The organism is Couchioplanes caeruleus (assembly GCF_003751945.1).
In the GTDB taxonomy this organism is placed as follows: Bacteria; Actinomycetota; Actinomycetes; order Mycobacteriales; family Micromonosporaceae; genus Actinoplanes; species Actinoplanes caeruleus.
Map to the genome: position 1 here is coordinate 7,203,522 of NZ_RJKL01000001.1, position 23,231 is coordinate 7,226,752.

General features: G+C 67.2%; 24 protein-coding genes and 5 pseudogenes. 13 read left to right on the top strand and 16 right to left on the bottom strand.

The window, feature by feature from the left end:
- Positions 1-243: 243 nt before the first annotated feature.
- Both EDD30_RS32480 and EDD30_RS32485 read right to left on the bottom strand, forming a co-directional pair.
- Complete coding sequence (locus EDD30_RS32480; RefSeq protein WP_071803669.1) at positions 244-1,344, bottom strand: alpha/beta hydrolase family protein; 1,101 nt, start codon at positions 1,342-1,344, stop codon at positions 244-246.
- A gap of 84 nt (positions 1,345-1,428) precedes the next feature.
- Positions 1,429-1,779, bottom strand: a complete 351-nt coding sequence (locus EDD30_RS32485; RefSeq protein ID WP_071803670.1) for a hypothetical protein — start codon at positions 1,777-1,779, stop codon at positions 1,429-1,431.
- Positions 1,780-1,982: 203 nt separating this feature from the next.
- Here EDD30_RS32485 and EDD30_RS32490 point away from each other — a divergent pair, with 203 nt between their 5' ends.
- Positions 1,983-2,276, top strand: coding sequence for a hypothetical protein (locus tag EDD30_RS32490; RefSeq protein WP_071803671.1), 294 nt, complete (start codon positions 1,983-1,985; stop codon positions 2,274-2,276).
- Positions 2,277-2,608: 332 nt separating this feature from the next.
- Here EDD30_RS32490 and EDD30_RS32495 read toward each other — a convergent pair whose 3' ends face one another.
- Together EDD30_RS32495 and EDD30_RS38520 are read right to left on the bottom strand one after the other, a co-directional pair.
- The gene (locus EDD30_RS32495; protein ID WP_211277914.1) at positions 2,609-4,300 is read right to left on the bottom strand and encodes an IS1182 family transposase; all 1,692 of its coding nucleotides are present in this window, start codon (positions 4,298-4,300) and stop codon (positions 2,609-2,611) included.
- Between the two features lie 154 nt (positions 4,301-4,454).
- Complete coding sequence (locus tag EDD30_RS38520; RefSeq protein WP_143162551.1) at positions 4,455-5,015, bottom strand: hypothetical protein; 561 nt, start codon at positions 5,013-5,015, stop codon at positions 4,455-4,457.
- Between the two features lie 267 nt (positions 5,016-5,282).
- Between EDD30_RS38520 and EDD30_RS32500 the strand changes: the two genes are divergently transcribed.
- Positions 5,283-6,974, top strand: coding sequence for an IS1182 family transposase (locus EDD30_RS32500; protein ID WP_211277914.1), 1,692 nt, complete (start codon positions 5,283-5,285; stop codon positions 6,972-6,974).
- Positions 6,975-7,165: 191 nt separating this feature from the next.
- On the opposite strand, the gene EDD30_RS32505 is transcribed toward EDD30_RS32500, so the two are convergent.
- The gene (locus EDD30_RS32505) at positions 7,166-7,630 is read right to left on the bottom strand and encodes a TSCPD domain-containing protein (RefSeq protein WP_071808023.1); all 465 of its coding nucleotides are present in this window, start codon (positions 7,628-7,630) and stop codon (positions 7,166-7,168) included.
- 159 nt (positions 7,631-7,789) lie between these two features.
- Here EDD30_RS32505 and lexA point away from each other — a divergent pair, with 159 nt between their 5' ends.
- The 3 genes and pseudogenes from lexA to EDD30_RS32525 all read left to right on the top strand — a co-directional run.
- Complete coding sequence (gene lexA, locus EDD30_RS32510; protein ID WP_244945482.1) at positions 7,790-8,440, top strand: transcriptional repressor LexA; 651 nt, start codon at positions 7,790-7,792, stop codon at positions 8,438-8,440.
- Positions 8,441-8,557: 117 nt separating this feature from the next.
- Complete coding sequence (locus EDD30_RS32515) at positions 8,558-9,055, top strand: hypothetical protein (RefSeq protein ID WP_071808025.1); 498 nt, start codon at positions 8,558-8,560, stop codon at positions 9,053-9,055.
- A 380-nt stretch (positions 9,056-9,435) separates the two neighbouring features.
- Positions 9,436-9,891 (top strand): annotated as a pseudogene (locus EDD30_RS32525) (integrase core domain-containing protein); the annotation flags it as partial.
- A 180-nt stretch (positions 9,892-10,071) separates the two neighbouring features.
- Here the strand turns inward: EDD30_RS32525 and EDD30_RS38525 are convergent.
- The 5 genes from EDD30_RS38525 to EDD30_RS42170 all read right to left on the bottom strand — a co-directional run bounded on the left by EDD30_RS38525 (position 10,072) and on the right by EDD30_RS42170 (position 14,105).
- The gene (locus tag EDD30_RS38525) at positions 10,072-10,455 is read right to left on the bottom strand and encodes a hypothetical protein (RefSeq protein ID WP_143162885.1); all 384 of its coding nucleotides are present in this window, start codon (positions 10,453-10,455) and stop codon (positions 10,072-10,074) included.
- Positions 10,456-10,645: 190 nt separating this feature from the next.
- Positions 10,646-11,296, bottom strand: coding sequence for a DUF4360 domain-containing protein (locus EDD30_RS32535; RefSeq protein ID WP_071808027.1), 651 nt, complete (start codon positions 11,294-11,296; stop codon positions 10,646-10,648).
- Between the two features lie 599 nt (positions 11,297-11,895).
- Positions 11,896-12,015 (bottom strand): VOC family protein, encoded by a 120-nt coding sequence (locus EDD30_RS41630; RefSeq protein WP_280526184.1) that lies wholly within the window; start codon positions 12,013-12,015, stop codon positions 11,896-11,898.
- Positions 12,016-12,198: 183 nt separating this feature from the next.
- The gene (locus tag EDD30_RS32545; protein ID WP_071808028.1) at positions 12,199-12,918 is read right to left on the bottom strand and encodes a polyamine aminopropyltransferase; all 720 of its coding nucleotides are present in this window, start codon (positions 12,916-12,918) and stop codon (positions 12,199-12,201) included.
- 494 nt (positions 12,919-13,412) lie between these two features.
- The gene (locus EDD30_RS42170; RefSeq protein WP_394328297.1) at positions 13,413-14,105 is read right to left on the bottom strand and encodes an MmyB family transcriptional regulator; all 693 of its coding nucleotides are present in this window, start codon (positions 14,103-14,105) and stop codon (positions 13,413-13,415) included.
- 241 nt (positions 14,106-14,346) lie between these two features.
- Between EDD30_RS42170 and EDD30_RS42175 the strand changes: the two are divergent.
- Positions 14,347-14,534 (top strand): annotated as a pseudogene (locus EDD30_RS42175) (aldehyde dehydrogenase family protein); the annotation flags it as partial.
- A 6-nt stretch (positions 14,535-14,540) separates the two neighbouring features.
- Here the strand turns inward: EDD30_RS42175 and EDD30_RS32555 are convergent.
- Positions 14,541-15,401, bottom strand: a complete 861-nt coding sequence (locus EDD30_RS32555) for a glycosyltransferase family 2 protein (RefSeq protein WP_084556971.1) — start codon at positions 15,399-15,401, stop codon at positions 14,541-14,543.
- 430 nt (positions 15,402-15,831) lie between these two features.
- Between EDD30_RS32555 and EDD30_RS32560 the strand changes: the two genes are divergently transcribed.
- The gene (locus EDD30_RS32560) at positions 15,832-16,065 is read left to right on the top strand and encodes a hypothetical protein (protein WP_143162886.1); all 234 of its coding nucleotides are present in this window, start codon (positions 15,832-15,834) and stop codon (positions 16,063-16,065) included.
- 537 nt (positions 16,066-16,602) lie between these two features.
- Here EDD30_RS32560 and EDD30_RS41105 read toward each other — a convergent pair.
- A pseudogene (locus EDD30_RS41105) lies at positions 16,603-16,906 on the bottom strand (tyrosine-type recombinase/integrase); the annotation flags it as partial.
- A 100-nt stretch (positions 16,907-17,006) separates the two neighbouring features.
- Here EDD30_RS41105 and EDD30_RS32570 point away from each other — a divergent pair.
- The 4 genes from EDD30_RS32570 (at position 17,007) to EDD30_RS32585 (ending at position 19,311) form a co-directional block, all read left to right on the top strand.
- Positions 17,007-17,396 carry a YbaB/EbfC family nucleoid-associated protein gene (locus EDD30_RS32570; protein WP_071808030.1) on the top strand — a complete coding sequence of 130 codons (390 nt, stop codon included), beginning with the start codon at positions 17,007-17,009 and terminating at the stop codon, positions 17,394-17,396.
- Positions 17,397-17,467: 71 nt separating this feature from the next.
- A complete protein-coding gene (locus tag EDD30_RS32575; RefSeq protein ID WP_143162887.1) occupies positions 17,468-17,707 on the top strand; it encodes a hypothetical protein in 240 nt (79 codons plus the stop codon).
- Positions 17,704-18,705, top strand: a complete 1,002-nt coding sequence (locus EDD30_RS32580; RefSeq protein WP_071808032.1) for a hypothetical protein — start codon at positions 17,704-17,706, stop codon at positions 18,703-18,705. Before EDD30_RS32575 ends, EDD30_RS32580 begins: the two co-directional genes overlap by 4 nt.
- Positions 18,706-18,720: 15 nt before the next feature.
- The gene (locus EDD30_RS32585; protein WP_071808033.1) at positions 18,721-19,311 is read left to right on the top strand and encodes a DUF6346 domain-containing protein; all 591 of its coding nucleotides are present in this window, start codon (positions 18,721-18,723) and stop codon (positions 19,309-19,311) included.
- Between the two features lie 367 nt (positions 19,312-19,678).
- On the opposite strand, the pseudogene EDD30_RS32590 reads toward EDD30_RS32585, so the two are convergent.
- From EDD30_RS32590 to EDD30_RS41635, 4 genes and pseudogenes are all read right to left on the bottom strand, one after another.
- A pseudogene (locus tag EDD30_RS32590) lies at positions 19,679-20,065 on the bottom strand (tyrosine-type recombinase/integrase); the annotation flags it as partial.
- A gap of 75 nt (positions 20,066-20,140) precedes the next feature.
- Positions 20,141-20,395 (bottom strand): hypothetical protein, encoded by a 255-nt coding sequence (locus EDD30_RS40065; RefSeq protein ID WP_071806444.1) that lies wholly within the window; start codon positions 20,393-20,395, stop codon positions 20,141-20,143.
- 196 nt (positions 20,396-20,591) lie between these two features.
- Positions 20,592-21,053: pseudogene (gene ssb / locus EDD30_RS41110) on the bottom strand (single-stranded DNA-binding protein).
- A gap of 63 nt (positions 21,054-21,116) precedes the next feature.
- Complete coding sequence (locus EDD30_RS41635; RefSeq protein WP_280526185.1) at positions 21,117-21,251, bottom strand: hypothetical protein; 135 nt, start codon at positions 21,249-21,251, stop codon at positions 21,117-21,119.
- Between the two features lie 518 nt (positions 21,252-21,769).
- Here EDD30_RS41635 and EDD30_RS32605 point away from each other — a divergent pair.
- Positions 21,770-22,048, top strand: coding sequence for a hypothetical protein (locus EDD30_RS32605; protein ID WP_071806443.1), 279 nt, complete (start codon positions 21,770-21,772; stop codon positions 22,046-22,048).
- Positions 22,049-22,120: 72 nt separating this feature from the next.
- Positions 22,121-23,230: a hypothetical protein gene (locus EDD30_RS39485; protein ID WP_071806442.1), complete on the top strand. Its 1,110-nt coding sequence runs from the start codon at positions 22,121-22,123 to the stop codon at positions 23,228-23,230.
- Position 23,231 lies beyond the last annotated feature (1 nt).

Sequence of the window (23,231 nt, forward strand, 5' to 3'; positions counted from 1 at the left end):
CCTCTGGCCCCGTCTACGGGTGAGTTTCGGCTCCACACGTCGATCACCAAAACCCTTGATCACGAAGAAGTCTTGGACCCACTTGAGTCGCTGCGCTCGAAGTGCGCCGCCACACTCCGTGACGAACCGGTGCGTCTCGGCGGCGGTGGCATCCGGCACGGAAGCACCGCACCTTCCGCTCATGGCAGGTCGCTAGGCGGCGGTCCCGGCCGTCACACTCCGTTACTCACACCTGAGGTGTGCCTATGTCCCAGGGTGGGGAAAGGCGACCTCCGGGAACCGGGGACACGGCCCGTCGAGCAACGGCCGCGGCAGTCCCCGCAGGTGCCGGTCGAGGAACGCGGCCACGTACGTGCTGGTGATCTGTGCGCCGCGGGCACCCGGCAGCATGCCAGGCAACGGGCCGGTGGCCTGGTCGGCGATCTCGGGATAGTCGATGAACGAGAAGTGCCCGGCGCCGGAGACGGTGATCCACCGTTTCCACCCGGTCAGCTCCGCCCATCCTCGATCCCACGAGTCGTCCTTGCCGGGGGAATGCTCGGCCGCGCTGCCGAGCAGCAGGAACGGTCGATCGAGACCAGCCGGCGCCGCGAAGAGCGAGCCGTCCAGATCCGCGCCCGCGTCGATGCGCCGGTCCGCCCGCATGGCGGCCACCGCGCTCGCTCCTCCGATCGAGTGCCCGACCATGGCGATCCGCCGAGGGTCCAGCCGGGTGCGCCAGGCGGAGGACCGAGCGAGCAGGCGGTCCAGCACAAACGAGACGTCGGCGGCCCGGCCCCGCGCGACCTTCGGATAGTCGCCGGCCGCGCACGCGAGGCAGGTGGTCACCCGCCCGTCGGGGAACGTGACCGCGAACGCCTCGTAGGTGTGATCGATCCCGGCGACGACATACCCCCGGCTGGCGAGATCTTCGGCGAGGCCGGTCAGGCTCGAGCGTGGCAGCGTGAAGCCCGGCGACAGCACGACCAGCGGGGCGCGCCCCGGCCGTGGTGCGGCGTCGACCCCGGCATTCGTGCGCACCGTGCTGAGCGCCTCGGGCGGCACGTCCGTTCGCTGGGACCCCTGCAGGATCAGCTCCGATTCCCGGGGCGTGACATATGGAGCGGTCGCGGTCACCTTGCCGGCCGCCGGGTACCAGAGCGAGACCATGAGCTCGCGCCGCTGTCCGGGAACCCAGGGATCGTCTCGAGAGTCGTCGCGCAGGTGCATGCTGGTGACGCCTACGGGCAGCGGACCGGTCGGAGCGCCCAGGCTGAGCGCCGGCGGCGCCGCCGGCACGGATGCGGGTGATGCGGGCGCGGGAGCGCCGTTGAGCGCCAGGACGGCGGCGAGGACGAGTTTCATGTGGACAGTCTTGCCGCCGGGATGCCCCGGGACATCGGGTGATCCCCTTAAGTCAGGTTGTCTTGACTAGGTGACACAGGTGCGTCAGGCCGGAGAGGGGCGTCCGGTTCCTCGGTTCTCCCGAGATCGCATCGAACCAGCGGATCTCGTCGGTGCGCCCAGATAGAGCAGGCTCGCGTCGCCGTTCAAACCAAGGCCGCGGATCGGCGACGGCGCCGTGAGCCGGGTGCGGGAGGTGCCGTCGAGCACCGTCACGGTCGTGCCCGTGCCCACGTACGCCCGGGTGCCCGCCAGCGCGAGGGCGGCCGGGCCCGTCAGCCGGCCGCCGGCCGGGTCGACGGCGATCGCGTGCGACTCCGCCGAGCCCTCCCCGAACGGATGCGGCAGGTCCAGGCAATATGCCCATCGCTGCTCGAGCCCGAGGCAGGTGCACATCTGGAGGCTGTGGCCTCTCGATCGCGAATCGACCGAAGCGAGATAACTGATGAGTGGCGCGACTGGTAGGTGGCGCAGTGCATTCTTCTGCCGCGCAGCGTGAGCGTTAGCCACTACCGCGGTGACCACCGGTACGCGCCGCTCTAACCTTCAACGTGCGCGCACGTAGATGCGCGCGTGTCCACCCTTGGTTGAATGACGCCATGAACCCGAACGACACCGAACCGTCCCCCGACCGTTTCCGCCTCACGGTCGACGGTGATGTCTTCGACGTGGCGTACGACCCGACGCAGCCCGGCGCCTATCACTACACGCGACTCACCGGTCCTGCGCCGGGCTACGGGTTCACCAGCCGACGGTCCGATCACGTCAGAAGCACGACAGCCCAGCACGTAGAGGCGATTCGCTCCTTCCTCGGCATGGTGGATCCCGTGACCGGCTACATCGAGGACGACCCGGACGACGACGGCGAGGACGACGACACCCCCGACCAGTGACTCCACCGGCACTCCAAACGGCCGAGCATCCTCGCAGACCCATCCAGTCATGCCGCCGTCCGTGCGCGCTCACCCGCACACCGTGACGGCAGATGCCGGGCGTCCTGTCATGCCGCGACGGGCATGATCAGCTGCGTTGGGTGATCACTCGCCTGGCGCCGTTGTCGTCACGGCGCGTAAGCGCCTCCGGGGTTCCGAATAGCGACGCGGGCGGGGCCAGTTCTCGTCCAAACCTGTCCGCGGCGCAGCCGGGTGGGGCCAAAACCCGTTCGTAGATGGAGCCGGTTCTCGGTTCTGGCACACGAAATGGATGCCGTTGGTGATCTTGATGGCTACTCTGCCGCCGGCTGGAACATCTGTTGCAGTGGGGTGCGCGGGCGGCGGTTGCGTCCTGGCCGGTGTTGATCGAGTCGGATGATGTTGGCTGCTGCGGCGGTGAGGACGTGTTGCACGTGCGTTTTGGCGAGTCCGCGGTATCGGCACTGGCGTAGCCCGTGAGCGCGAACGGTTTCTGAGACCGTGGATTCAGCGCCTGCACGTAGGTGGTAACGCTTTTTCCAGTCCGCGGTTTTCTGCTGGGTTCGTGCCGTGTTCTGAATCTTCTGTAACGGCTCGGGGAGCAGGAGCAGATGCCGGCCTTTCCCATCGACGTTGCCCGTGCACTGCCGGCGAGCGGTGCAGGTGCGGCAGTCGGCTCGCCGAAACAGCACGGACAGGCGGGGCTTGCGATCTGCCAGAGTGGGCTTCCACGCCGGGCTGGTGGCTCCCTGCGGGCAGGTGACGGTGTGGTCCTGCCAGTTGACCTGGAAGTCCTCCTTAGCGAAGCCAGGTCGTTCGCCGGCGCGGGGATCCTCACGGACCGGACCGACAACCGTGATGTCGTGTTCGACTGCCGCCCGATGAATGACTTCCGGCGTGACATAACCACTATCGACCAAGTGCTCGGCGGGCGCGACCTTGTTCGTCGTCAACGCGGCGTGGATGGCGTCGACAGCGGTGATGTCCTGTTCGGGTGCCGGGGTCGTCACGACATGCACAATCAAATTCGGATTGTCGCCGCCGCAGGTTTCTGTTTGGTGATCCTTGTAGCCGACCCATTCGACCTTGCCCGGCTTATGACTGAACCGGGCCTCGGGGTCATGCGGGGAAACGATCTCCGCTGTTGACCACGGCACTCGAGCAGGCTCCGTATCGTCATCGTTGGTGGCGGTGTTGCGGCGGGCGGTGCCGTCACGGCTGCGACGCGCTCGCGACATCTTCGCGTCGCGCCAGCGCAGCGTGCCGGTCTCGTCGTACCAGTACTGCTGAATCCAGACCCGGCGAAGAACATCGACCGCCGGTTCCCGTGCCGCCTGCGCCGGAGCGGACCCGGCGTAGACAGCCTGCAGTAGCCATGCGCCGTCGGCGCCGACCTGCTCGACATAGGCGATGATCGCTTGCGCGCCGCCCGGTTGCCGTTCATGGCGCACCGAACGGCCGTAACGACCAGCCCAGTGTGCGGGCATGACTGCGGCCAACCACACCTCGTCGACCTTGGCCAACGCCTCCAGCGCGGCACGCATGGTCTCTGCCACCAACTCGACGCGGTTGAGCCGGCGCACCGCGGCCAGAACATGGGTGGAGTCAGTGCGTGCACGACCCCGGCGTTTCACCAGACCGGCTTCAGCCAGCCGATGGACCATCACCGCCAGCAGCCGGTCCGCCCGATCATCCACAGCGAGCCGGTCGCGGAACTCGCTGAGCACCGAGTGGTCGAACCCAGGCTCACTCAGCTCCATACCCAGGGCGTATTTCCAGTCGATCCGGCATGCCACCGCTCGAGCAGCCTGACGATCGGTCAGGTTTTCCGCGTACTGCAACACCGACACCAACGCCAACCGCGCAGGCGAAACCCCACGCCGCCCGTCCACCGGAAACCAGCCAGCGAAGTCGTCATCAATGAACAACTCCTGCAGCAGGTCCCGCACCCGCATCGCCGGCGTGCCCTTCGGGCTCGCCGCCCACGCAACCCGCGCCGTCTCCACAGGAATAGCCCTACCCGAGCCGCAACCCATCGACATCAGGCGATCACACCAGCAGGCCCACCCCCACCTCACCCGACACGCCGGACCCATCCAAGATCACCAACAGCATCCGAAATGTGGTCGGCCGGTCGACGACACTGTCGGCATTCCTTGGTCAACAGAGACGTATACCCATGCCGTTCAACAACGTACGGAGCCCGTTGTCGGGCGGCTCGCCATCAGAACGGGGCTCGTAGGCGTTGTTGTGGGTCGAAAGAGGGTGCGGCGGTGGCAGGTATGCTCGCGCGGTCGACACGGAAGGCTTGCGCTTGCGGCTCAGGGGCGCTGCGCTCTCGCAGGCATGGATCTCGGGTTCGGCCAAGGGTGCCAGCCAATCCGGTAGGGCCGGGCGAGCCGGCTGAAAGTCGCGAAGTGCCGTCCTCGGGTCGTCGAGACGGCGGAACACGATGACGCCACGGATGTACAGCATTGTGGCCCGATCTTGCGGACCTGGCAGCCACCCGCCGATAGCAAGGTCGACGGCGTGAACAGCGTTGCGCGGCTGACCACGCAGCAGAGCGTCAGCCACGTACACCAGCCAAGGATCGAGGTGTGGGCCGCCGCCCGCTCCGATCCAGCCCTTCGCCCAGCGATGAGCACCGACTCCGTCGCCGGTGCGCAAGCAGGCCATCGCGTGTTCGCGGTACGCCGCAGCTGGTAGCAGTGGTTGAGACATAAGATCATTATCGTCGGCGGACTGGCCCGTTCCCCCGAATGGCGGTTGGGTGTCGACCGGACAGCAACCCCGCTTGTGAAGCAGGTCAAGCCGGCAGTAGCTGGATCGTCGCGTCATTCAGCGGGTGCGAGCCGTCAGGAAGAACGATCACACTTCGGATGCTGTTGGTGATCTTGGATGGGTCCGGCGTGTCGGGTGAGGTGGGGGTGGGCCTGCTGGTGTGATCGCCTGATGTCGATGGGTTGCGGCTCGGGTAGGGCTATTCCTGTGGAGACGGCGCGGGTTGCGTGGGCGGCGAGCCCGAAGGGCACGCCGGCGATGCGGGTGCGGGACCTGCTGCAGGAGTTGTTCATTGATGACGACTTCGCTGGCTGGTTTCCGGTGGACGGGCGGCGTGGGGTTTCGCCTGCGCGGTTGGCGTTGGTGTCGGTGTTGCAGTACGCGGAAAACCTGACCGATCGTCAGGCTGCTCGAGCGGTGGCATGCCGGATCGACTGGAAATACGCCCTGGGTATGGAGCTGAGTGAGCCTGGGTTCGACCACTCGGTGCTCAGCGAGTTCCGCGACCGGCTCGCTGTGGATGATCGGGCGGACCGGCTGCTGGCGGTGATGGTCCATCGGCTGGCTGAAGCCGGTCTGGTGAAACGCCGGGGTCGTGCACGCACTGACTCCACCCATGTTCTGGCCGCGGTGCGCCGGCTCAACCGCGTCGAGTTGGTGGCAGAGACCATGCGTGCCGCGCTGGAGGCGTTGGCCAAGGTCGACGAGGTGTGGTTGGCCGCAGTCATGCCCGCACACTGGGCTGGTCGTTACGGCCGTTCGGTGCGCCATGAACGGCAACCGGGCGGCGCGCAAGCGATCATCGCCTATGTCGAGCAGGTCGGCGCCGACGGCGCATGGCTACTGCAGGCTGTCTACGCCGGGTCCGCTCCGGCGCAGGCGGCACGGGAACCGGCGGTCGATGTTCTTCGCCGGGTCTGGATTCAGCAGTACTGGTACGACGAGACCGGCACGCTGCGCTGGCGCGACGCGAAGATGTCGCGAGCGCGTCGCAGCCGTGACGGCACCGCCCGCCGCAACACCGCCACCAACGATGACGATACGGAGCCTGCTCGAGTGCCGTGGTCAACAGCGGAGATCGTTTCCCCGCATGACCCCGAGGCCCGGTTCAGTCATAAGCCGGGCAAGGTCGAATGGGTCGGCTACAAGGATCACCAAACAGAAACCTGCGGCGGCGACAATCCGAATTTGATTGTGCATGTCGTGACGACCCCGGCACCCGAACAGGACATCACCGCTGTCGACGCCATCCACGCCGCGTTGACGACGAACAAGGTCGCGCCCGCCGAGCACTTGGTCGATAGTGGTTATGTCACGCCGGAAGTCATTCATCGGGCGGCAGTCGAACACGACATCACGGTTGTCGGTCCGGTCCGTGAGGATCCCCGCGCCGGCGAACGACCTGGCTTCGCTAAGGAGGACTTCCAGGTCAACTGGCAGGACCACACCGTCACCTGCCCGCAGGGAGCCACCAGCCCGGCGTGGAAGCCCACTCTGGCAGATCGCAAGCCCCGCCTGTCCGTGCTGTTTCGGCGAGCCGACTGCCGCACCTGCACCGCTCGCCGGCAGTGCACGGGCAACGTCGATGGGAAAGGCCGGCATCTGCTCCTGCTCCCCGAGCCGTTACAGAAGATTCAGAACACGGCACGAACCCAGCAGAAAACCGCGGACTGGAAAAAGCGTTACCACCTACGTGCAGGCGCTGAATCCACGGTCTCAGAAACCGTTCGCGCTCACGGGCTACGCCAGTGCCGATACCGCGGACTCGCCAAAACGCACGTGCAACACGTCCTCACCGCCGCAGCAGCCAACATCATCCGACTCGATCAACACCGGCCAGGACGCAACCGCCGCCCGCGCACCCCACTGCAACAGATGTTCCAGCCGGCGGCAGAGTAGCCATCAAGATCACCAACGGCATCCACTTCGTGTGCCAGAACCCAGAGGTGGTTGTTGTAGCCAACACCGGGCATGCGGCGAAGCGCTACACGGCCGTGTCGATTCCCGGATCCGGCAGACGGGCGGCTCGGCCCATGGACCCGCGTCCGTGTCCGTCGTGCTGCTTTTCTCGAGCGCCGGGCCAGTCGGCGTCAGGGGTGTAGACCGAGCTCGGCTTGCTCCTGAGGGCTGAGGTAGTCGACCGCGAGGCGTCGGGCGATGTAGTCGACCAACGACGTCGAGGTGGGAATGTCCGGGTCGGCGGTGTGCCCGGCCGGCTCGAATCGCTGGTTGAGCAAGCCCCGCACGACCTCGCGCAAGGGCACGTCGTGCTGCAAAGCCAGCGAGGTCATCATGGACAGCGCCTCACATAGGCCGGACAGGGTCGAGCCCTGCTTGCTGACCCGCAGGAACACCTCGCCGGGGCGACCGTCCGGCAGCTCGGTGATGGTCAGGCTGCCCTCGATGCCGGCGAGGTCCAGATCGTAGGTGACACCGCGCCGCGATCGAGCCGGGCACCGCCGGATCGGGTCGGCCCGCGGGTCGCCTCCGGCGCGGGCAGCCGGTACGGTCATCGACCGGCGGATGTCGGCGACCTTCTCCACGGCGATGCTCATGTGCTGCTCCCGATCTCGTCGTGGCGGGCGTTACACGCGACCGGCCACGCGCCTTATGTAGTGCGTTTCGCGCGCTACCGCGGTGTGGCCCAGCTCGGAGCGGGCACTCCGCGATCATGCATGCTAGTACAACTGTACGAACGCCGGTATGGTGACGTGGTGACTTCGACGAGCACCGCCGACGACGATCCCGAATCCCGAATCAGCGCACGTCAGCAGCGCATCCTGGCGTTCGTCCGCGAGTGGGTGTCGCAGCACGGCTATGCGCCCAGCGTGCGGGAGATCGGCGACGCGGTCGGGCTGGCCTCCCCGTCGTCGGTGAAATATCAGCTCGGAGTGCTGGAGCGCCATGGCCTGATCCGCCGGGCGGCGAACAGCCCCCGGGCCCTCGACCTCACCGACCGCCGCCGGCCAGGTCCGGCGCACAGCGGCAACAGTGCCGTGACGATCCCGCTGCTGGGCCGCATCGCGGCCGGTGCGCCGCTGCTCGCCGACGACGCCGTCGAGGACCACCTGACGGTGCCGACCCGGATGGTCGGTCACGGCACCTTGTTCGCGTTGACGGTCGTCGGCGACTCGATGATCGAGGCGGCGATCTGCGACGGCGACGTGGTCGTCGTGCGGCAGCAGCCCACGGTCGAGAACGGGGAGATCGTCGCGGCGCTGCTCGGTGACGAGGCCACCGTGAAGGTGTACCGCCGCCGCGGCCGGCACGTCGAGCTCGTACCCCGCAACCGGCACTACGACGTCATCGACGGCGACCATGCGGTCGTTCTCGGCAAGGTCGTCTGCGTCCTACGGACTTACTGATCCGTGACTCCTGGCGAGGCTGCGAAGGCTGCGCCGTGCAGCGGGCCGGCGCCCGTTCGCCTGATTGCTACTGCCTATACCGCTGGTCGGCGGTCGGCAGGAGGGAGGATGTGAACGGTGAGAGTCCTCTTCGACGCCGAGATGCCTGTCCACTACGGCTTCATCTGGCTGTCCTCGGTCGAGGACCTGCCGGATCTGATGGAGACCCGGGCAGGGCAGCGCAACGGGCTCTGCGGCGCGGCGGTGCCCGGTGTGCTGTCGATGGTCACCGGGCTGCACACCGGTCGGGTTCCGTTCGTGGTGCAGTGGCACGACACCGCACCCGAACTCGACGCCGACTGGGAAGACGTGGTGGAGGTGCCCTTCAGTCCCGAGAGCACAGACCTCGGGCTGTCGTCCTTCCAAGACGGGTTCGACGTGACGCTGCCGGCCGCGGGAAGCCTACGCGCCCGCTTCTGCGCGACCGGGATGGATGAGGCTCACCGCCAGGACACGTTGATGGACGAGGCGACGATCGACCGGTACCTGCTGGCACTGTGGCCCGCCGACCCGGCTCCGGACGAGATCGTGCGGCAGACCAGCGACATAGCGGCGTACTGGCATCAAGAGGCGTAGAAAGTTCGGCTACCTAGCGCCGAGGAACGCGCCGCCGAAGCCGCGGCCCAAGCGGCGCCCATCCACCGGCCGTCGTTTGCAATCCCGGCCATCTTCGCCGCCACCGACCCCGATCCGCTACAGGCGCTCGTCGAAACCTTCAGCCACGCGGAAGCGACCTTCCACGACCGCCGAAGAACTCCTTGCGGACCTCCGGCAGCGCTTCCACGGGTATCTGTTCACCCACCCGGATGGGCATCCGGTGCGACCGGACTGGCTCACCCATCGGGCAGCAGCGGCGAGTGCCGTCCTGTTGCGCTCGCATGCCCGGACGAGGCTACGCCTGGGCGGCGCGTCCCAAGCGTGAACGACTGCCCGGCTCGCACGGCCTCGACTACAAACCCCGCGTCGGGACGGCGTTCGTGCATACCGTCATCGACGACCACTCCCGCGTCGCCTACGCCGAGATCCACGACGATGAGAAGACCACCACCGCCATCGACGTGCTGCGCAACGCCGTCGCCTGGTTCACCGCTCGTGGTGTCACCGTCGAGCGGGTGTTGTCGGACAACGGCTCGGCCTACAAGTCGTATGCCTGGCGCGACGCCTGCACCGAGCTGGGCATCACGGCGAAGAAGACCCGTCCCTACCGGCCGCAAACCAATGGCAAGGTGGAACGCTTCCACCGCACGATGACCGACGGCTGGGCCTTCACCCGGTTCTACGGCTCCGAGCAAGCCCGCAGGAAGGCCCTACCGGCCTTCCTGCATCACTACAATTACCACCGGCCCCACACCGCGATCGGCGGCCTACTACCCATCACCAGGTTGACCAACGTCCCTGGACAGCACAGTTAGGGACAGTTGTCGCCGCTGAATGTCAGGATGACCGGCGGCACCGGATCCGCCGGGATCGTTTTGTTCGATCTCGGCGGATCACGGGACTCCTATGGCGGCGGGCTTGCGCCTCACCCGCCGGAACCCTGATCGAGTATCAGGACGGCCGGACTCCGAGCAGCGTTCCTGCCCATGTCGCCGTCAGTAGGTTCGCACGGTGAGCGGGCTGGAGCTGACGTTCATGGCGTTGATGTCGACGCCCGACCACCACCGTTCGATACAGGTGGTCGTTCCCGGCCTGATCTCCATGAATTCGACGCTGCCGGCGGGACGTAGTTGCTGCACCCGCAGCAGGCCGTAACCGTCTCCGACGTTGGTGCCGCACAGGGTTGTCGTGGTCCAAGACCAGGTCGAGAGGGTCACACTGCTGCTGAAGGAGGGCAACGACACCGGTCCTTGGCCGACTACCGGGTAGCCGGGGCCGGTCACGGTTGCGCCCTGGGCGTGACTGATGCCGGGAGTTCCTACGAGTACCCCCGCCGCGAGCGCCATGGCGACGCCCGCGTGTCGGATCGCTGACCTCATCACTTCGATCCTGTTCTCTGGTGGCCGTCTGGGAAGAGGGGCCGCGGTAGACGAATCCGTACCGGGTTACCGGCGCGGCCCTGAAAGCTCAGCGGAGACCGCCGAGCCGACGGAGGGAATCAATTTTCAGCAGGTGATCCGTATTTCCTGCTGCATTTCGGGAATCGGTGCACGGTGAATGCCGCGACGGTCAGCACTGCCGCCAGGCGAAGCGGTAGACCGTGCTCACCGAAGCGTCTGTGGAGTCCATGGTCATGATGCTGGTCGGCGTGCTCGACCGGCCGCTCACCCGAAGCTCGCTGTTGATGTTGATGTTCCGTGTGGTGGCACAGGGGGCCCACACGTACGTGTTGGCCTGGTGGGTCACGTTCCAGTTGTCGGTGACCGGTCCGTTGAACGAACGCTGGACCTCTGCCGTGGTCGTGTCGCCGGCGAAGTAATAGGACGCCTTCTGCAGCCCGGTAGCGTACCGCTCCAGCTGCATGAAGCCGCGATAGGTAACCTCGGCGATGGCGTAGGTGAAGCCCTGCGGCACCCGGGCCTCCACTGCGAGCTGGCAGTTCTTCCGGTTCTCAGCGGGACTGACGCCGCCCCCGCCTTGCGCCAGGTAGCTGCTGTACGTGACGGTGAATCCCTCGTTGTCGGCGAACGGCGCCACCGTCGTGGTACCCAGTGGACAGCCCGAACCGTTGGCCGTCACCAGGCGTATCGTGATACGCCCTGGCGGGGGCGCACTCAGCGCAGAGGTGCTCGCGGCCGGCGCCCCGAGAGCCGGCAACCCGCCGGCGAGGATCGACAGGGCCGCCCCCGTCACAAGCAATGACTTCAGCAATTTCGACATGGTGTCTCCATTCCCTGATACTGAGGTGGTCCGTTCCGCTTCCACTTCTGATGGCGTGGACACGACGGTCTTCAGGCAGGAGCACTCCGAACGCGGGCATGCAGTTCGTGGCGCTGCTGGTCACACGTTCTTGATCTGGGCGAAGGTGTGCGGACGATTCGCCACCCGTCTCTCGACCGTCTTTCTCCTTCATAGTGGCGGTCGACATTCAAGAGCACTATGGCCACACCAAGAAGTTATTCATTGCAATAGAAATGAAGCCTGGTGCGCGGCACGGAGACTACGGCCACGGTTTAAAGCCTATAGCTTGGGAAACCGCGCAAATATGAAATCCCGCCGGAATGCCGCCGGGATATTGTTCGACAAATCCGTGCATGGATGGGCAATCACCCGGCCAAGTTGGGCTCTGAATTATTTGGCGGCAAATCTTGTGGTGTTGCCGCTAATAGGTGAGCTCCGGCGCGGCGTTTCTGTCCGAGACTGCTTCCCTGCTCCGGCCGGCGGTCCCGTGCGCTCAGCGTCGGCGAAACCCGGGGGCATCGCGGCCGGTGAAGACTGGGCGCCCACCCGCCAGAGCGGGGCGAGGCAAGCCATGACCGTCAGAGCGGGCTGAGGCGGGCCTTGAGCAGGCAGAACTCGTTGCCTTCGGGGTCGGCGAGCACGTGCCACTGGTCGGCGCCGGTCTGGCCGCGCCCTCGACCTGCTCGACGGCTACCCACCGATCGCCGGCCGCCCAGGGTGCCCCCGACGGCGGTTCGCCACCCTGCTGGCGCTCCCGGCGACGGGCCGAGGTCGTTGCCGCTTTGTGGGCGACGGCGGACGGCATGGCGGCAGCGGGGCGTCGAGCGGCCCCGGTCGTGGGCGCGAAGCGCGGACTGCACCTGGAAGGCCTGAAGTGACGGTCAGCCGGTCTGTGCCAGGTAGATGGTGTTGGTGGACGTGCGCTGTTGCAGTGGGTTGTCGAACTCCACGACCTCGGCGCGTGCGGTGTCGAAGACGTCGGCCAGCACGGCGGTGAAGGCGTCGTCGGGTGGGTCGTTGGACCATAGGCCGAATACGCCGCCCGGATGCAGATGCCCGGCCAGGCGGCGCAAACCTTCCGGGGTATAGAACGGGGCATGCGTCGGGTGCAGCAGGTGTCGTGGGCTGTGGTCGATGTCGACCAGCACGGCGTGCACCGGTTGGCCGGGGTGGTCCGGGTGGTAGCCGGTGGAGGCCGCGCTCAGCGCGAAGAAGTCACCGTGCACCAGGCGGCAGCGGGGGTCGGCGGCCAGGGCGGGGGTGAATGGCAGCAAGCCCTGCCTGTGCCAGGCGATGACCTCTTCGATGGCGTCAATGACGAGCAGTGACCTGATCCGTCGGTCGGCCAACGCCGTGGTCGCGGTGTAGCCCAGACCGAGGCCGCCCACGACCACGTCCAAGGCGTCGTAGCCGTCAATGGCGGCCAGGCCACGGCGGGCGAGTTCGACCTCGGCGACGGTGAAGAGGCTGGACATCAAGAACTCGTCGCCGAGCTTGACCTCGTACACCTCGGCATCGGCGACCGGATCGTGTCGGCGGCGCAGGCTGATCTCGCCCATCGGGGTGCGTTGCCAGGCAAGTTCCTCGAAACGCAGCGGCATACCGCCCATCATCTCTGGTAGGGGATCGCGGCCCGCCGCGGCCACGCCGGGCAACGTGTCAGGAGGCGCCGTCGAGCTGGTGGGCTGTGGCCACGATCAGGGACAACACGAGGATCGTCGAACCGTTCACCCGAACCGGCCGGTGACTCCGAGACCGCCGAGATCCTGTCCACCGATGGGTCCGACCCGTACCAGTCCGCCTTTATCACTCAGAGACGCTGAGACAGCTTGGGATTTTCGGACACAGGAACGGCCACGCAGTGTGCGTTATCGACGGCAGACGAAGGCGTCGAGTCATGGTCCACACGCCCAGGTGCTCCTATGAGCGTTCGTGCCGCAGGTCTCACTAGGGCGTTGGCGTAGCCGTCGTCCCGGTCAGCATGGCACGGGTTCGGGCATCGGCGGGCAAGAAGGATTCGATCGCGAGCTCCGCCACGGTGACGTCCAGCGGGGTGCCGAACAGGGTCGTCGTACTGATGAACGAACCGCGGCGCCTACTGCGTTCGGTGTCGTGTGCACGGGATATGGATATGCCTGAAGTTCGTCGTACAAGTCGTTGACCGTAGGATCGGCGGTCGCCTCGGCCTGCTGACGTAGTGGGTGGAGCAGATGGGACCGCCATTCCCCGAAGGTGATGATCCGGCCGGCCAAGCCAAGGGGATGCAGGCTGAGCCGCAGCACATTGATCGTGGGGTGATCAGGTCGTCCGCCGTGCCTTCGAGAAACACGGCAATGCTGGTATTCGCATAGACCATATTCCAGCATCGGTCCACGGCCACGGCCGGAAAAGGCTCCAGTCCAGCAAGAACATGACGGACCGCTTGCCGAACCGGTTCCGACGCAGGCGCGTCAAGCGGCCGCTCCGGGAACGCTGGCGCGAATCCACCTGGGGCCAACAGCGTGTTGGCGTTCGCGGAGCGGCACATCCAGATGCTCGGTTTGGGGACGTTGGTCAGCGCCGCCGCGGACGCCGGGCACCGTCTGATCGGCACGGTGTCGCGCGAGATGCTCGTCAGCGTCCAGGAGACGCCGCCTTCGGACGGGACCGCCGGGCCGGGCAGCACCCGCCTGCCGTACGAGCATGAGGACCTGCTCGTGGAACGGGCCGCCGGGCTTGGCCTTGCCGAGGCCCGCGACGTCGGGCCGTGGATCGCGGTGCGGCTTTCTCGCCGTGACCCGGAGGTCATCGCCGCGCGGCTGGGCGTCAGCCGGGACACGCTGCGGATGCGGCTAACCCGCACCGACCGCCGGCTGGCGGACGCGTTGCGCAGCGGCGTGCTCGCCGACGGTGTCCTGTCCCCGGCCGAACAGGCCCGTATCCGGCATGAGGTGAACTACCGTCGCCGCAACCATGCCATAGTCACCCAACTAATTGCGTCGCGCCGGCGGCCTCCGCGGTCCTGCGGCCGCGTAGAACGACAGACTGCCGCCCAGCGCGCCTGGCGCGAGCTGCCGGTGGGCACGGTGAAGGTGAACGCCGTCTTCGGCGGCGCCCCGGGCGGTGCCGCGAACCCGCGCCGCGGCAGCGGGCAGGGCCTCGGGTACGGCCCGGAGCTGCTCGACGAGCTGATCGTGAGAAGGCGGTGCACCTCGAGGCGCCGCCGTCCGGCTGGTGACCGGGCTCAGCAGCCGATCGTCCGGAGATCCCGCTCGACGTCCTGGGGCAGCGGCCGCCGCTGTCTCAGGATCCGGGGCAGCATCCTGAGGGCTTCGACCGTTCCCGTCCGGTCCTCGCGCCAGGCCGCCGCCACGGTACGCCGCACCACCGCGGGCGGGCGCCGCAGCAGCGCGGTCAGCACCCGGTTGCGCACCTCGCGGCGGCGCCGGAGGCCGGTGTCACGGCCCGCCGGCAGGGGCATGTGCCGGACGGTCAGCGACGGCACGTACGCCAGCCGGTGGCCCGCGGCGGCGAGGTCCATCGCCAGCAGCGCCTCCTCGCCGTACACGTGTAGCACCGGGTGGAAGCCGCCGGCCCGCAGGTAGGCGTCGCGCCGCACCACGACGGCACAGGCGAGAAAGCCGAGGATGGCCGGGCCGGGCGCGCCGTCGCGCACGCCGAGCGGCGCGGCGGCCATGGCCGCCGAGATCGGGTCCTCGCGCCGCTGCGGACCGACGAGCACCCGGGCCGAGATGAGAGCGGTCCGGGGGTACGCGTCCAGCAGCGCCGCGGCACGGGCGAGCGAGTTCGGCTCCCACCACGAGTCGTCGTCGGCGAAGGCGACGTACTTCGTGGCGGCGCGCTCGACGCCGACGGTGCGCGCCGCCGCGCCCCGGTTTTCTCCGAGGCGCACGATCTGGATACCGGGGACGTCGTCCGGCCCGCCGTCGTCGGAGCCGTTGTCCACGAGGACGACCGGGGCGGCATGCCGGGGAAGGGTCTCGCGCAGCCGGTCGCGCCGGTTGCGCGTGGCGACCACCACGGTGACGTCGGTGGTCTCGGGCGGCAGCGGCACGGCGGTCCGGTCGAACTGGATCATCGTCATGGTCGCGGGGGTACCCCGATAAACCGTGACGAAGCCACCACATTGAGTGACGGGCGCGTCATCCCTCGCGCACCGCCTCGACGTACGGTTGGGGGATCCGGTCCGGCGGCGAACCTCGCCCGGACGTCCTCCTCACGGACGGTTGGGAGTTCACACCTCTCACGCACGGGGCCTCGTCGGAGCGCCAGCGAGCCCGCCGCGGGCACTGTTCGTGCGGCGGCGTGTGGCCGGGACCGGCCGGTGTCAGAGCCGGGCAGGCCGGTGTCCGTCCGCCGCACCGCGCCTGAGTCCACGAACGGGCGGCGGCAGCCGCGCCAGTACCCGTCCTGCTCCGTCCTCGTCAGCTCTACCGGCGATATGCGTAGGGCCAGCGCGCACTCCGTCCCCGATGTCCGCCCCACCCGGTACCCGCATCGTGCACGGTGAGGGCATGTTCGGCTGGCTGGCGAACGCGAGCGTTCAGCGGATCCTCACGGAGGCCGGCGTTGACCTGGCTCGGCTGGAGAACGTGAGCGAGGGGCCTGGCCGGGGAAGAGTACGGCGCTGCTTGAGCCGCCGCCTCACGCTCGACCGCGCCGGCGTGACGCGGACAATCCCCCATGGAGCGCTGCCCGAGAACTACGATGAATGCTCGGGCTCCGCGCTTGAGAACTACCGAGCGTGAGCGGCAGGGCGAGCCCCACTACCGCGTCGGCGAACGCTGGTAATCGCAGCCTCCGTCGCCGCGTCGCATACGCGTCGGCGGGTGATCTCCACACCGGGCGGACGTGGCCTCCTTTGCAGGTCACCAAAGCTCCCGTGCGCGCGGAGTGCCGGTCTTGAAAACCGGTAGGGGAGCGGATGGCGGTGCGGACCTCACGCTCTCCGGCTGATGCCCCGTTGGTGCTATCACGTTGTCATCCTGAGTTGGGCAAACGCAGGCTGGCTTGCAGCCGGGCTTCTCTCCGTTAAGCCAGCGCTGACCTGAGGGCCGGCGGGGGACCAGTTGGGGACCACACGCCATGCCCGCCGGTGCTCGGACCCGCACACTTGACGATCGCGTGAACGGCGCGCATCGCGTTTGACATGCGCAAACGCCAACATCAACGGGTTGGGGGTCAAGGGGTCGCAGGTTCAAATCCTGTCAGCCCGACGCAGGTCAGAGGGCATATCCCATCGAAGGATGTTCCATCCTTTCATGTCCGGGTGACTAACTGGGTGACTACGGGCTCTGGGTGTCGTCCGAGCCGAAGATGCGGTCCATCGCGACGGCCCCGTTGAGTAGCACCGGACGCAGTTGATGACGGTAGACGCTCTCGGTAATCGACGTTCCGGAGTAGCCCGCACAAGTCGGCGATCTCTTCCAAGCTCATGCCGTTGTCGGACAGCAACGACACGAAGCTGTGCCGCAGTTCGCCCGGCGTCCATGCGGCCGGGTTGAGTCCGGCGTCCTTGATGATCAGCCGGAAGGCGCGTAGCACGTTGTGCCGGTCGAGCTGGGTGCCGGCGCAAGCCGCTGGTACGACTGGGCGGCAACCGCTACTCCCAGCGGCTACGCAACTCCACGCCTTCTTGGCTAAACGATCAACCTCGCTAGACTCGTGGCCCCGAGTGGGAGGGGGCGTTGTGCCGCAAGATCCGGAGGATCTGCTCGTCGACTGGCAGCAGAGTGCTGAGCAGCAGGCGCAGGTCGGCTTGGTGTTGAGCCGTCGTATGCAAGAAGTCGCTGCGAGCGCGGAGTCGGCCGGCGGTGAAGCTGTGGTGGTGGTCGATCACACCGGGGGGATGACGGGGTTGACGCTGACCGCGCCGGCCATGCGGTTGTCGGCCGCTGAGCTGGCCGAGACCATCTTGGCTACGAGCCGACGAGCGCAGGCCCAGTTGGCGGAGAAGATGGCCGAGCTGGTGACCAGCATCTACGGCTCGGACTCGCCCACGGCCGCGTTCATCAGCGGTACCTATGCCGAACAGTTCCCGCCACCGCTAGAGGAGGACGAGGGGCAGGCTCGACGATGACGCAGCCTGATATCGAGCTGGACTCGCAGGCCCTGCGTCGGCATGCGCAGATGGTCGACCAGGTTGCGGACATGTTCGACGAGGTCAAAGCCGCAGCCGGCTACCTCAACCTGCATGACGAGGTGTACGGCGAGTGGCCAGGCAGACTCATCGTGCCGCTGTTGAACATCGCTCAGGACCACGCTGTTGACGAGCTGAGCACTGGAACCGACGCGACCTCCCACCTGGCGCAGCTTCTTCGGTCGGTCGCTGATGATGCTGACATCACCGACGGCGCAGCCGCTCGACGGATCCGCGAGGCAGGGTCATGACCAGCGCCGCGTATGTGGGCCGGCCGGGTTTGATCGCCGCGGAGAGCAGCACCAAGGCATACGAGGGCGCCGGCATCTTCGAGTCGGCCTGCGGCATGGTCGACAATGGGCTCAACGCCGACGGGCTCGGGTTCGCCGGCAACCTCGTCGCTACCGGGCTGTCGGCCATCGGTGCCGTGATGGATCCGCTGCAAGCCGTGTTCGCCGCTGGCGTCGGATGGCTGATGGAGCATGTCTCCTGCCTGCGCGAACCTCTCGACAAGCTGATGGGAGACCCGAAGGCCATCGAGGGCCACGCGCAGAGCTGGAAGAACATCGAACAGCGCATCTACGACGCTACGGACTTCTTCGTGGCGGAAGTCAACCGCAGCAGCGCAGTGTGGGCGGCCGCGTCCGCGGAGGCGTACCGGCGACTCGCCCGCAGCCACGCCGATTCTGTGCAGGCCATGGGCAAGATCGCCGATGGCATGAGTAAGGCCACGACCATCCTGGGCGCCCTCGTCGGGGTCGCTCGGAACACGATCCGTGACATCGTCGCCGAGGTCATCGGTGCGTGTATCTCCAAGGCGATCCAGGCCGTCACGGTCGTGCTGATCCCCAAGGTGGCTGCCGAGATCGCGATCCTTGTCGCCAAGACAAGCACCAAGATCCTCGGCTTGCTGAAGCAGCTTTTCGCCTCGATCAAGAAAGTCGGCCTGTTCACCAAGCAGATGCAGGGCCTGTTGGAGCAGATCGGCCAGGCCAACCGCAACGTGCTGCGCCTGGAGGCGTTCCGGATCGAAGCGGCAGGCACGGCCGGATCGGGATGGTCCGGCGTCAGGGACGCATACAGGACCGTCGGCCAGGGCCACGTTTCGGTGCACGGCCCGGTGGACCAGGTGGTCGTCAACACCGCACGCAGTGCGAGCCAGACGAACACCTCTCAGAACACCGGATCGGCGGGCTCTACGATGACAAACGAGGATCCCGAGCCCGGCCCGATCAACCTCCCGCTCTGACGCAGGGAACCCATCATGGACTCGCACGACGAACGGCTGGCCAAACGCGCCGCCGAGCGGGAGGCACTCGAAGCGGAACTGGACCGCGAGGACGCCGAACGCGCGGCCGCGGCCGCCGACCCAGCCGCTGCCGTGGTAAGCCGACGTGAAGGTAGCGCCACTCGGTCGGCCGCCTTCCTCATCGGGATCGTCCTGCTGACCCTAGTACTCATCGGCGCTTCCATCACCTTGGTCCGAATGGCCGGCAGAGACTACGCCGATGCGAAACGCACGGGCCAGGCCGCCGTTGACACCTGCACCAAGCAGGGCCCGATCACCAACCGCGGCTTCGGGTACTGGGAACAATGCACCGTAACGATCACCTGGGACGACGGCACCATTGCGCGCCTCAACAGCGACGCCGTCTTCACCTCGGCTGACATCGGCGCCGACGTTCGCGTCGGAGACCTCGGCGAGTACAAGACCAGCAAAAAGCTCGCTCGGGAGGACACACCGCCGCGACCGTGGCTTACCTGGATCGGCCTCTTCGTCGGCTTCCTTGCCGTCCTACCCGGCATAGTCGCGGTCCTCATCATCCGCGAGCTGCTGCGCTTCCGCCGACGATGACCACTGGGTGACAACGAGTGTCCCCTGCGGGCCGAGTCGATCTTATCCGTTGGGTGACTAACTGGGTGGCAATCGCCATGATCATGGCGGATGTCCCCGGACGATGGCGGACTGAGGACCGCAGCTCAGGCCCCTGTTGCGGCAGTTCACCCAAGATCGAAAAGTGCCTGGGGGTCAAGGGGTCGCAGGTTCAAATCCTGTCAGCCCGACGATCAAGAAGGGCCGTTGACGAGGGTTAAAACCCTGGTCAGCGGCCCTTCTCATATCTTCCTCGATCCTCATATTCCTACTGGCTTGGGCGTATTCGGGGACCGTTTAGGGACCACTGGGAGAATTCTGGGTCGCTTGACTGGTGGCGGCCTCCTGGTCAGACGGCGCGCAACTGGGGACCATCGAGCGACCGAGGCGCGTTGAGGTGGGCGCTGAGAGCTGTTCCGGCGTCCTCGATCGAGCGTTGATCCGGGTGCAGGTATCGCTGGGTGGTGGTCAGTGATCCGTGCCCAGCGATCTTGCGGAGCACATGCACGGGTACGCCAGCGTCGGCCATCCACGTCAGGCCGGTGTGCCGGAGGTCGTGCCGCCGTAGGTGTTCGTAGCCCAGCTCAGTGACTACCTCGTCCCAATGCGTGGCGTCTCGCAGTACCGCGGTACTGATCCGGCCGCCGCGCGGCCCAGTGAACAGTCGCGCATCCGGTCCGGAGGCGGAGTCGAGCCGCTCGGTCACCATCGGTCGGACCTCGTCGATGATCGGCACCTTAGGTCGCGCAGCAGCACGGAGAACTCGTCGCGCTGCTGCTTGCTGCCGACCGTGGCGGAGAAGTAGGCGATCTCATCGATCGCGACCAGATACGGGTGAACACAATCCCCCCGCAATGATCTTCCGGCGTTCGCAGTATTCGAGGTAGTCGTACCGGTTGTCCATCATCATCTGCAGTCGCTTGAGCAGAGCGATCGCCGCCGCGATGTTCGGGCCCACGAACGCGTCCGCGCACTTGCGCCACTGGCCCAGCTCGACGCGCTTGCCGTCGAGCAAACAGAGCCGGCAGTCCAGCGACAACGCCGCATGCGCGACCACCGCGTTCAACAGCCCGGACTTGCCCCGATCCCGGCTCGCCGCCGATCAGGATGTTGCGCTCGATCAGCGGCAGCCGCTTCGGGTGGCCGAACTCGTCGATCCCGACATGCACCGGGTCGAAGATGCTCAGCATCGGGCCGAGATCCACCGCACCGTCGGCGGTGTCAGCGACCAAGAATGGAGACACGAGTCAACGCCTCCCCGCTCACGCCGCTGCCGGAGCCGGAGTAGGAGCGGCGATGCTCCACTGGTCATCCGGTACGTCCGACGGCAGGACTGCGTCGCCGCCCTTGCCGTTGGTGCGGGTCATGCGGGTGGCCTTCGCCTGCGCAAACCGCAGGGACGGGCCGATCTCGTCGACATCGAGGCCCTACGCGGAACGCTTCTCGCCCTCCGGGGTCTCCCACCGCGACAGCCGCAGCCGCCCGGAAACGATCACCCGGGTGCCCTTCGCGAGGGACTCGGCGATGTGCTCGGCCATGTCCCGCCACCCGGTGCACACCAGGAACAGCGGGTCGCCGTCCTTCCACGCCCCCGACCCGCGGTCGAGCGTGCGCGGCGTGGACGCGATGGTGAACTTCACCATCGCGGTGCCGTTCGGCAGGAACCTCAGCTCCGGGTCGGCGGTCAGGCTGCCGACGATGGTCATGGTGGTTTCGTTCGCCATCTTCACTCACTCCTTGTCAGCGATGGCTTGAGCAGAACTTCCTTCGGTCCCCGGCGTGCACGGTCATCGGCGACCGCCACGCGAGTCCGAGACCGGAGGCTCATCGATGTCGGCCAGCTCCAGACCGGGCGGCGGCACAGCCGGCGACACCGGCACATCGGCCCGGGTGGAGCGCAGGCTCGGGATCAGCAGCGCCAACGGCGACTCCACCTAGCCCGCAAGCGGGTCACGACGCGCGATGTCTACACCCAGGAGAACGGGCTGCCGCTCCGCGATCCGCTGTACCAACGGCTGCAGGTGGTCCGCCCGGGTAGCGAGTCGGCTGACTGGACCTCCGAGCGGCCGCACCTACTCACCCTTGGCATGGCGGCGTACACGAAGACGGGGGTCATTGGTCGCCCCTCGCTGGGCACAGCGGAGAAGGGTGTCCGTGCTATGACCAGCCTCGTGCGTACCTTCGCTGCCACTTACTCACTCATGACCGATGAGGCAGGCCGCTGACGCCCTGGAGTGCTCTTTCCTGACCGTCGAGGGTTCGCTACCGTCAGTCGCTGAGGCCCCCGTGATCTTCTTCCTGCCGTGATCCATTGCTATCGTCGCCGCCATGCCACGGGGAAACGCAAGGGTGGCGGAACGCTGCCGCAGCGCACCGCGCAGAAGCCCGGTAGCTCTCATCGCGCGGCTCTGACCCGCAGCGGATGCGGGGGAGATGAAGGATGACGGCCGCTGAAGAGCATGAGGACATCAAGCGGATCCGGCATCGCGCCGCGGACGCTTCGATGGGCTTCGGCCTGATCGCGATTCTGATCGGAGTCTTTACCGGGACATCGGCGATGCTGCCCGGCTTCGCACTGCTCGCGCTCGGTGGCCTAGCCGGTATCGGCGTGTATGCGGCCTCGGACACCACGATGTCGCGCTGGTTCACGCTGTGGTCGGCGTCGCTGACGGTGCTCGGCGTCGTCGCGCTGATCGTGATCAACCAGCTCGCCGGCTAAGCCGGACCGTCGGGCACTTCCACGGCACCGTGCACAGCCGGTGGCCTCTCACGTCGCGGGGGACGTATCGCAATGAGCTTTCGGGTAGAGCCGTCGTTCCTGGACGGCTACGCGGGCCAGGTGCACCGGGCCGGAGACGACGCCGCAGAGATCAAGAAGTGCCTCAGCGGCCACCCCCAGCCCCAAAGCGGCGGTGGCAACGGTGTGAACGCGCTGATCCTGCCCGTTGCCGACGTCCTGGAGCGCTCCATGACCGCCTCGCTTGCGGCAATCGAGAAGGTGACGAGCACGCTGCACGCTAGCGGTACCGGGCTCACCGAGGCGGCCGGCTGGTACCGGCACACCGACGCCGCCGCGGCCGCGCGCATGGACGCCACCCTGCCCACCACCGGCACCTGCGTGAAGACCGGGCTCGAACAGCAATGGGCCGGTAACCCGTGCGCGCCTTCGTTCGCCGACTCTCGGGAACCCTCGTCGCGGCTGGTCGCCGTGCCGGAGGTGGAGTTCAGCCACCCGATGTCATGGATGGACTACACCAGCGTCTCCAACTACATGCTGGAAGCCTTCGACCACGTCTTTGGGTTCAACCCTCTGGAGCGCGCCACCGATTCGCTGCTCGGCGACTGGCAAGCCGTCGCCAAGGCCGGGGTCGCCTTCGGCCACGCCGCCGACGCCATGCAAGACCTTGGCTACAACATTCAGGGTGGCGCGATCGCCCTCAAGCCGGGCTGGGAAGGCATCGCCGCGGACACGGCCTACTACCGCTTCACCCGCCTCGCCGACGGCGCGGCGAACCTCGCCGGCCCGTTCCGGGAGATCTCAAAGCAGTTCACCGAGATTGCCCACGGGGTCTACAATACCACCGAAGCCGTCAACGGTTTCCTCAAGGGTCTCGCCGACGCCGCCATCATCGCCGGGATCGCCTTCGTCGCCGGCACCGCCACCGCGGCCTCGGGCGTCGGCGCCGTCGTTGGCTACAGCGTCTCCGCTGTCGAGGTCGCCAACATGCTCCGACTCTGGGCGCAGGCCACCGCCGCGATCAACGGCATCTACGGCATGGTGCAAGCCGCCGTCGGCATCATCGAAGGTCAGATCGCCCGCATCGCCGACGCCGTACCCGACATGGCCGACTACACCGCCTACCGCCACCCGCAGGTCCCCGCCTGGGTAGGAGCCCGCTGAC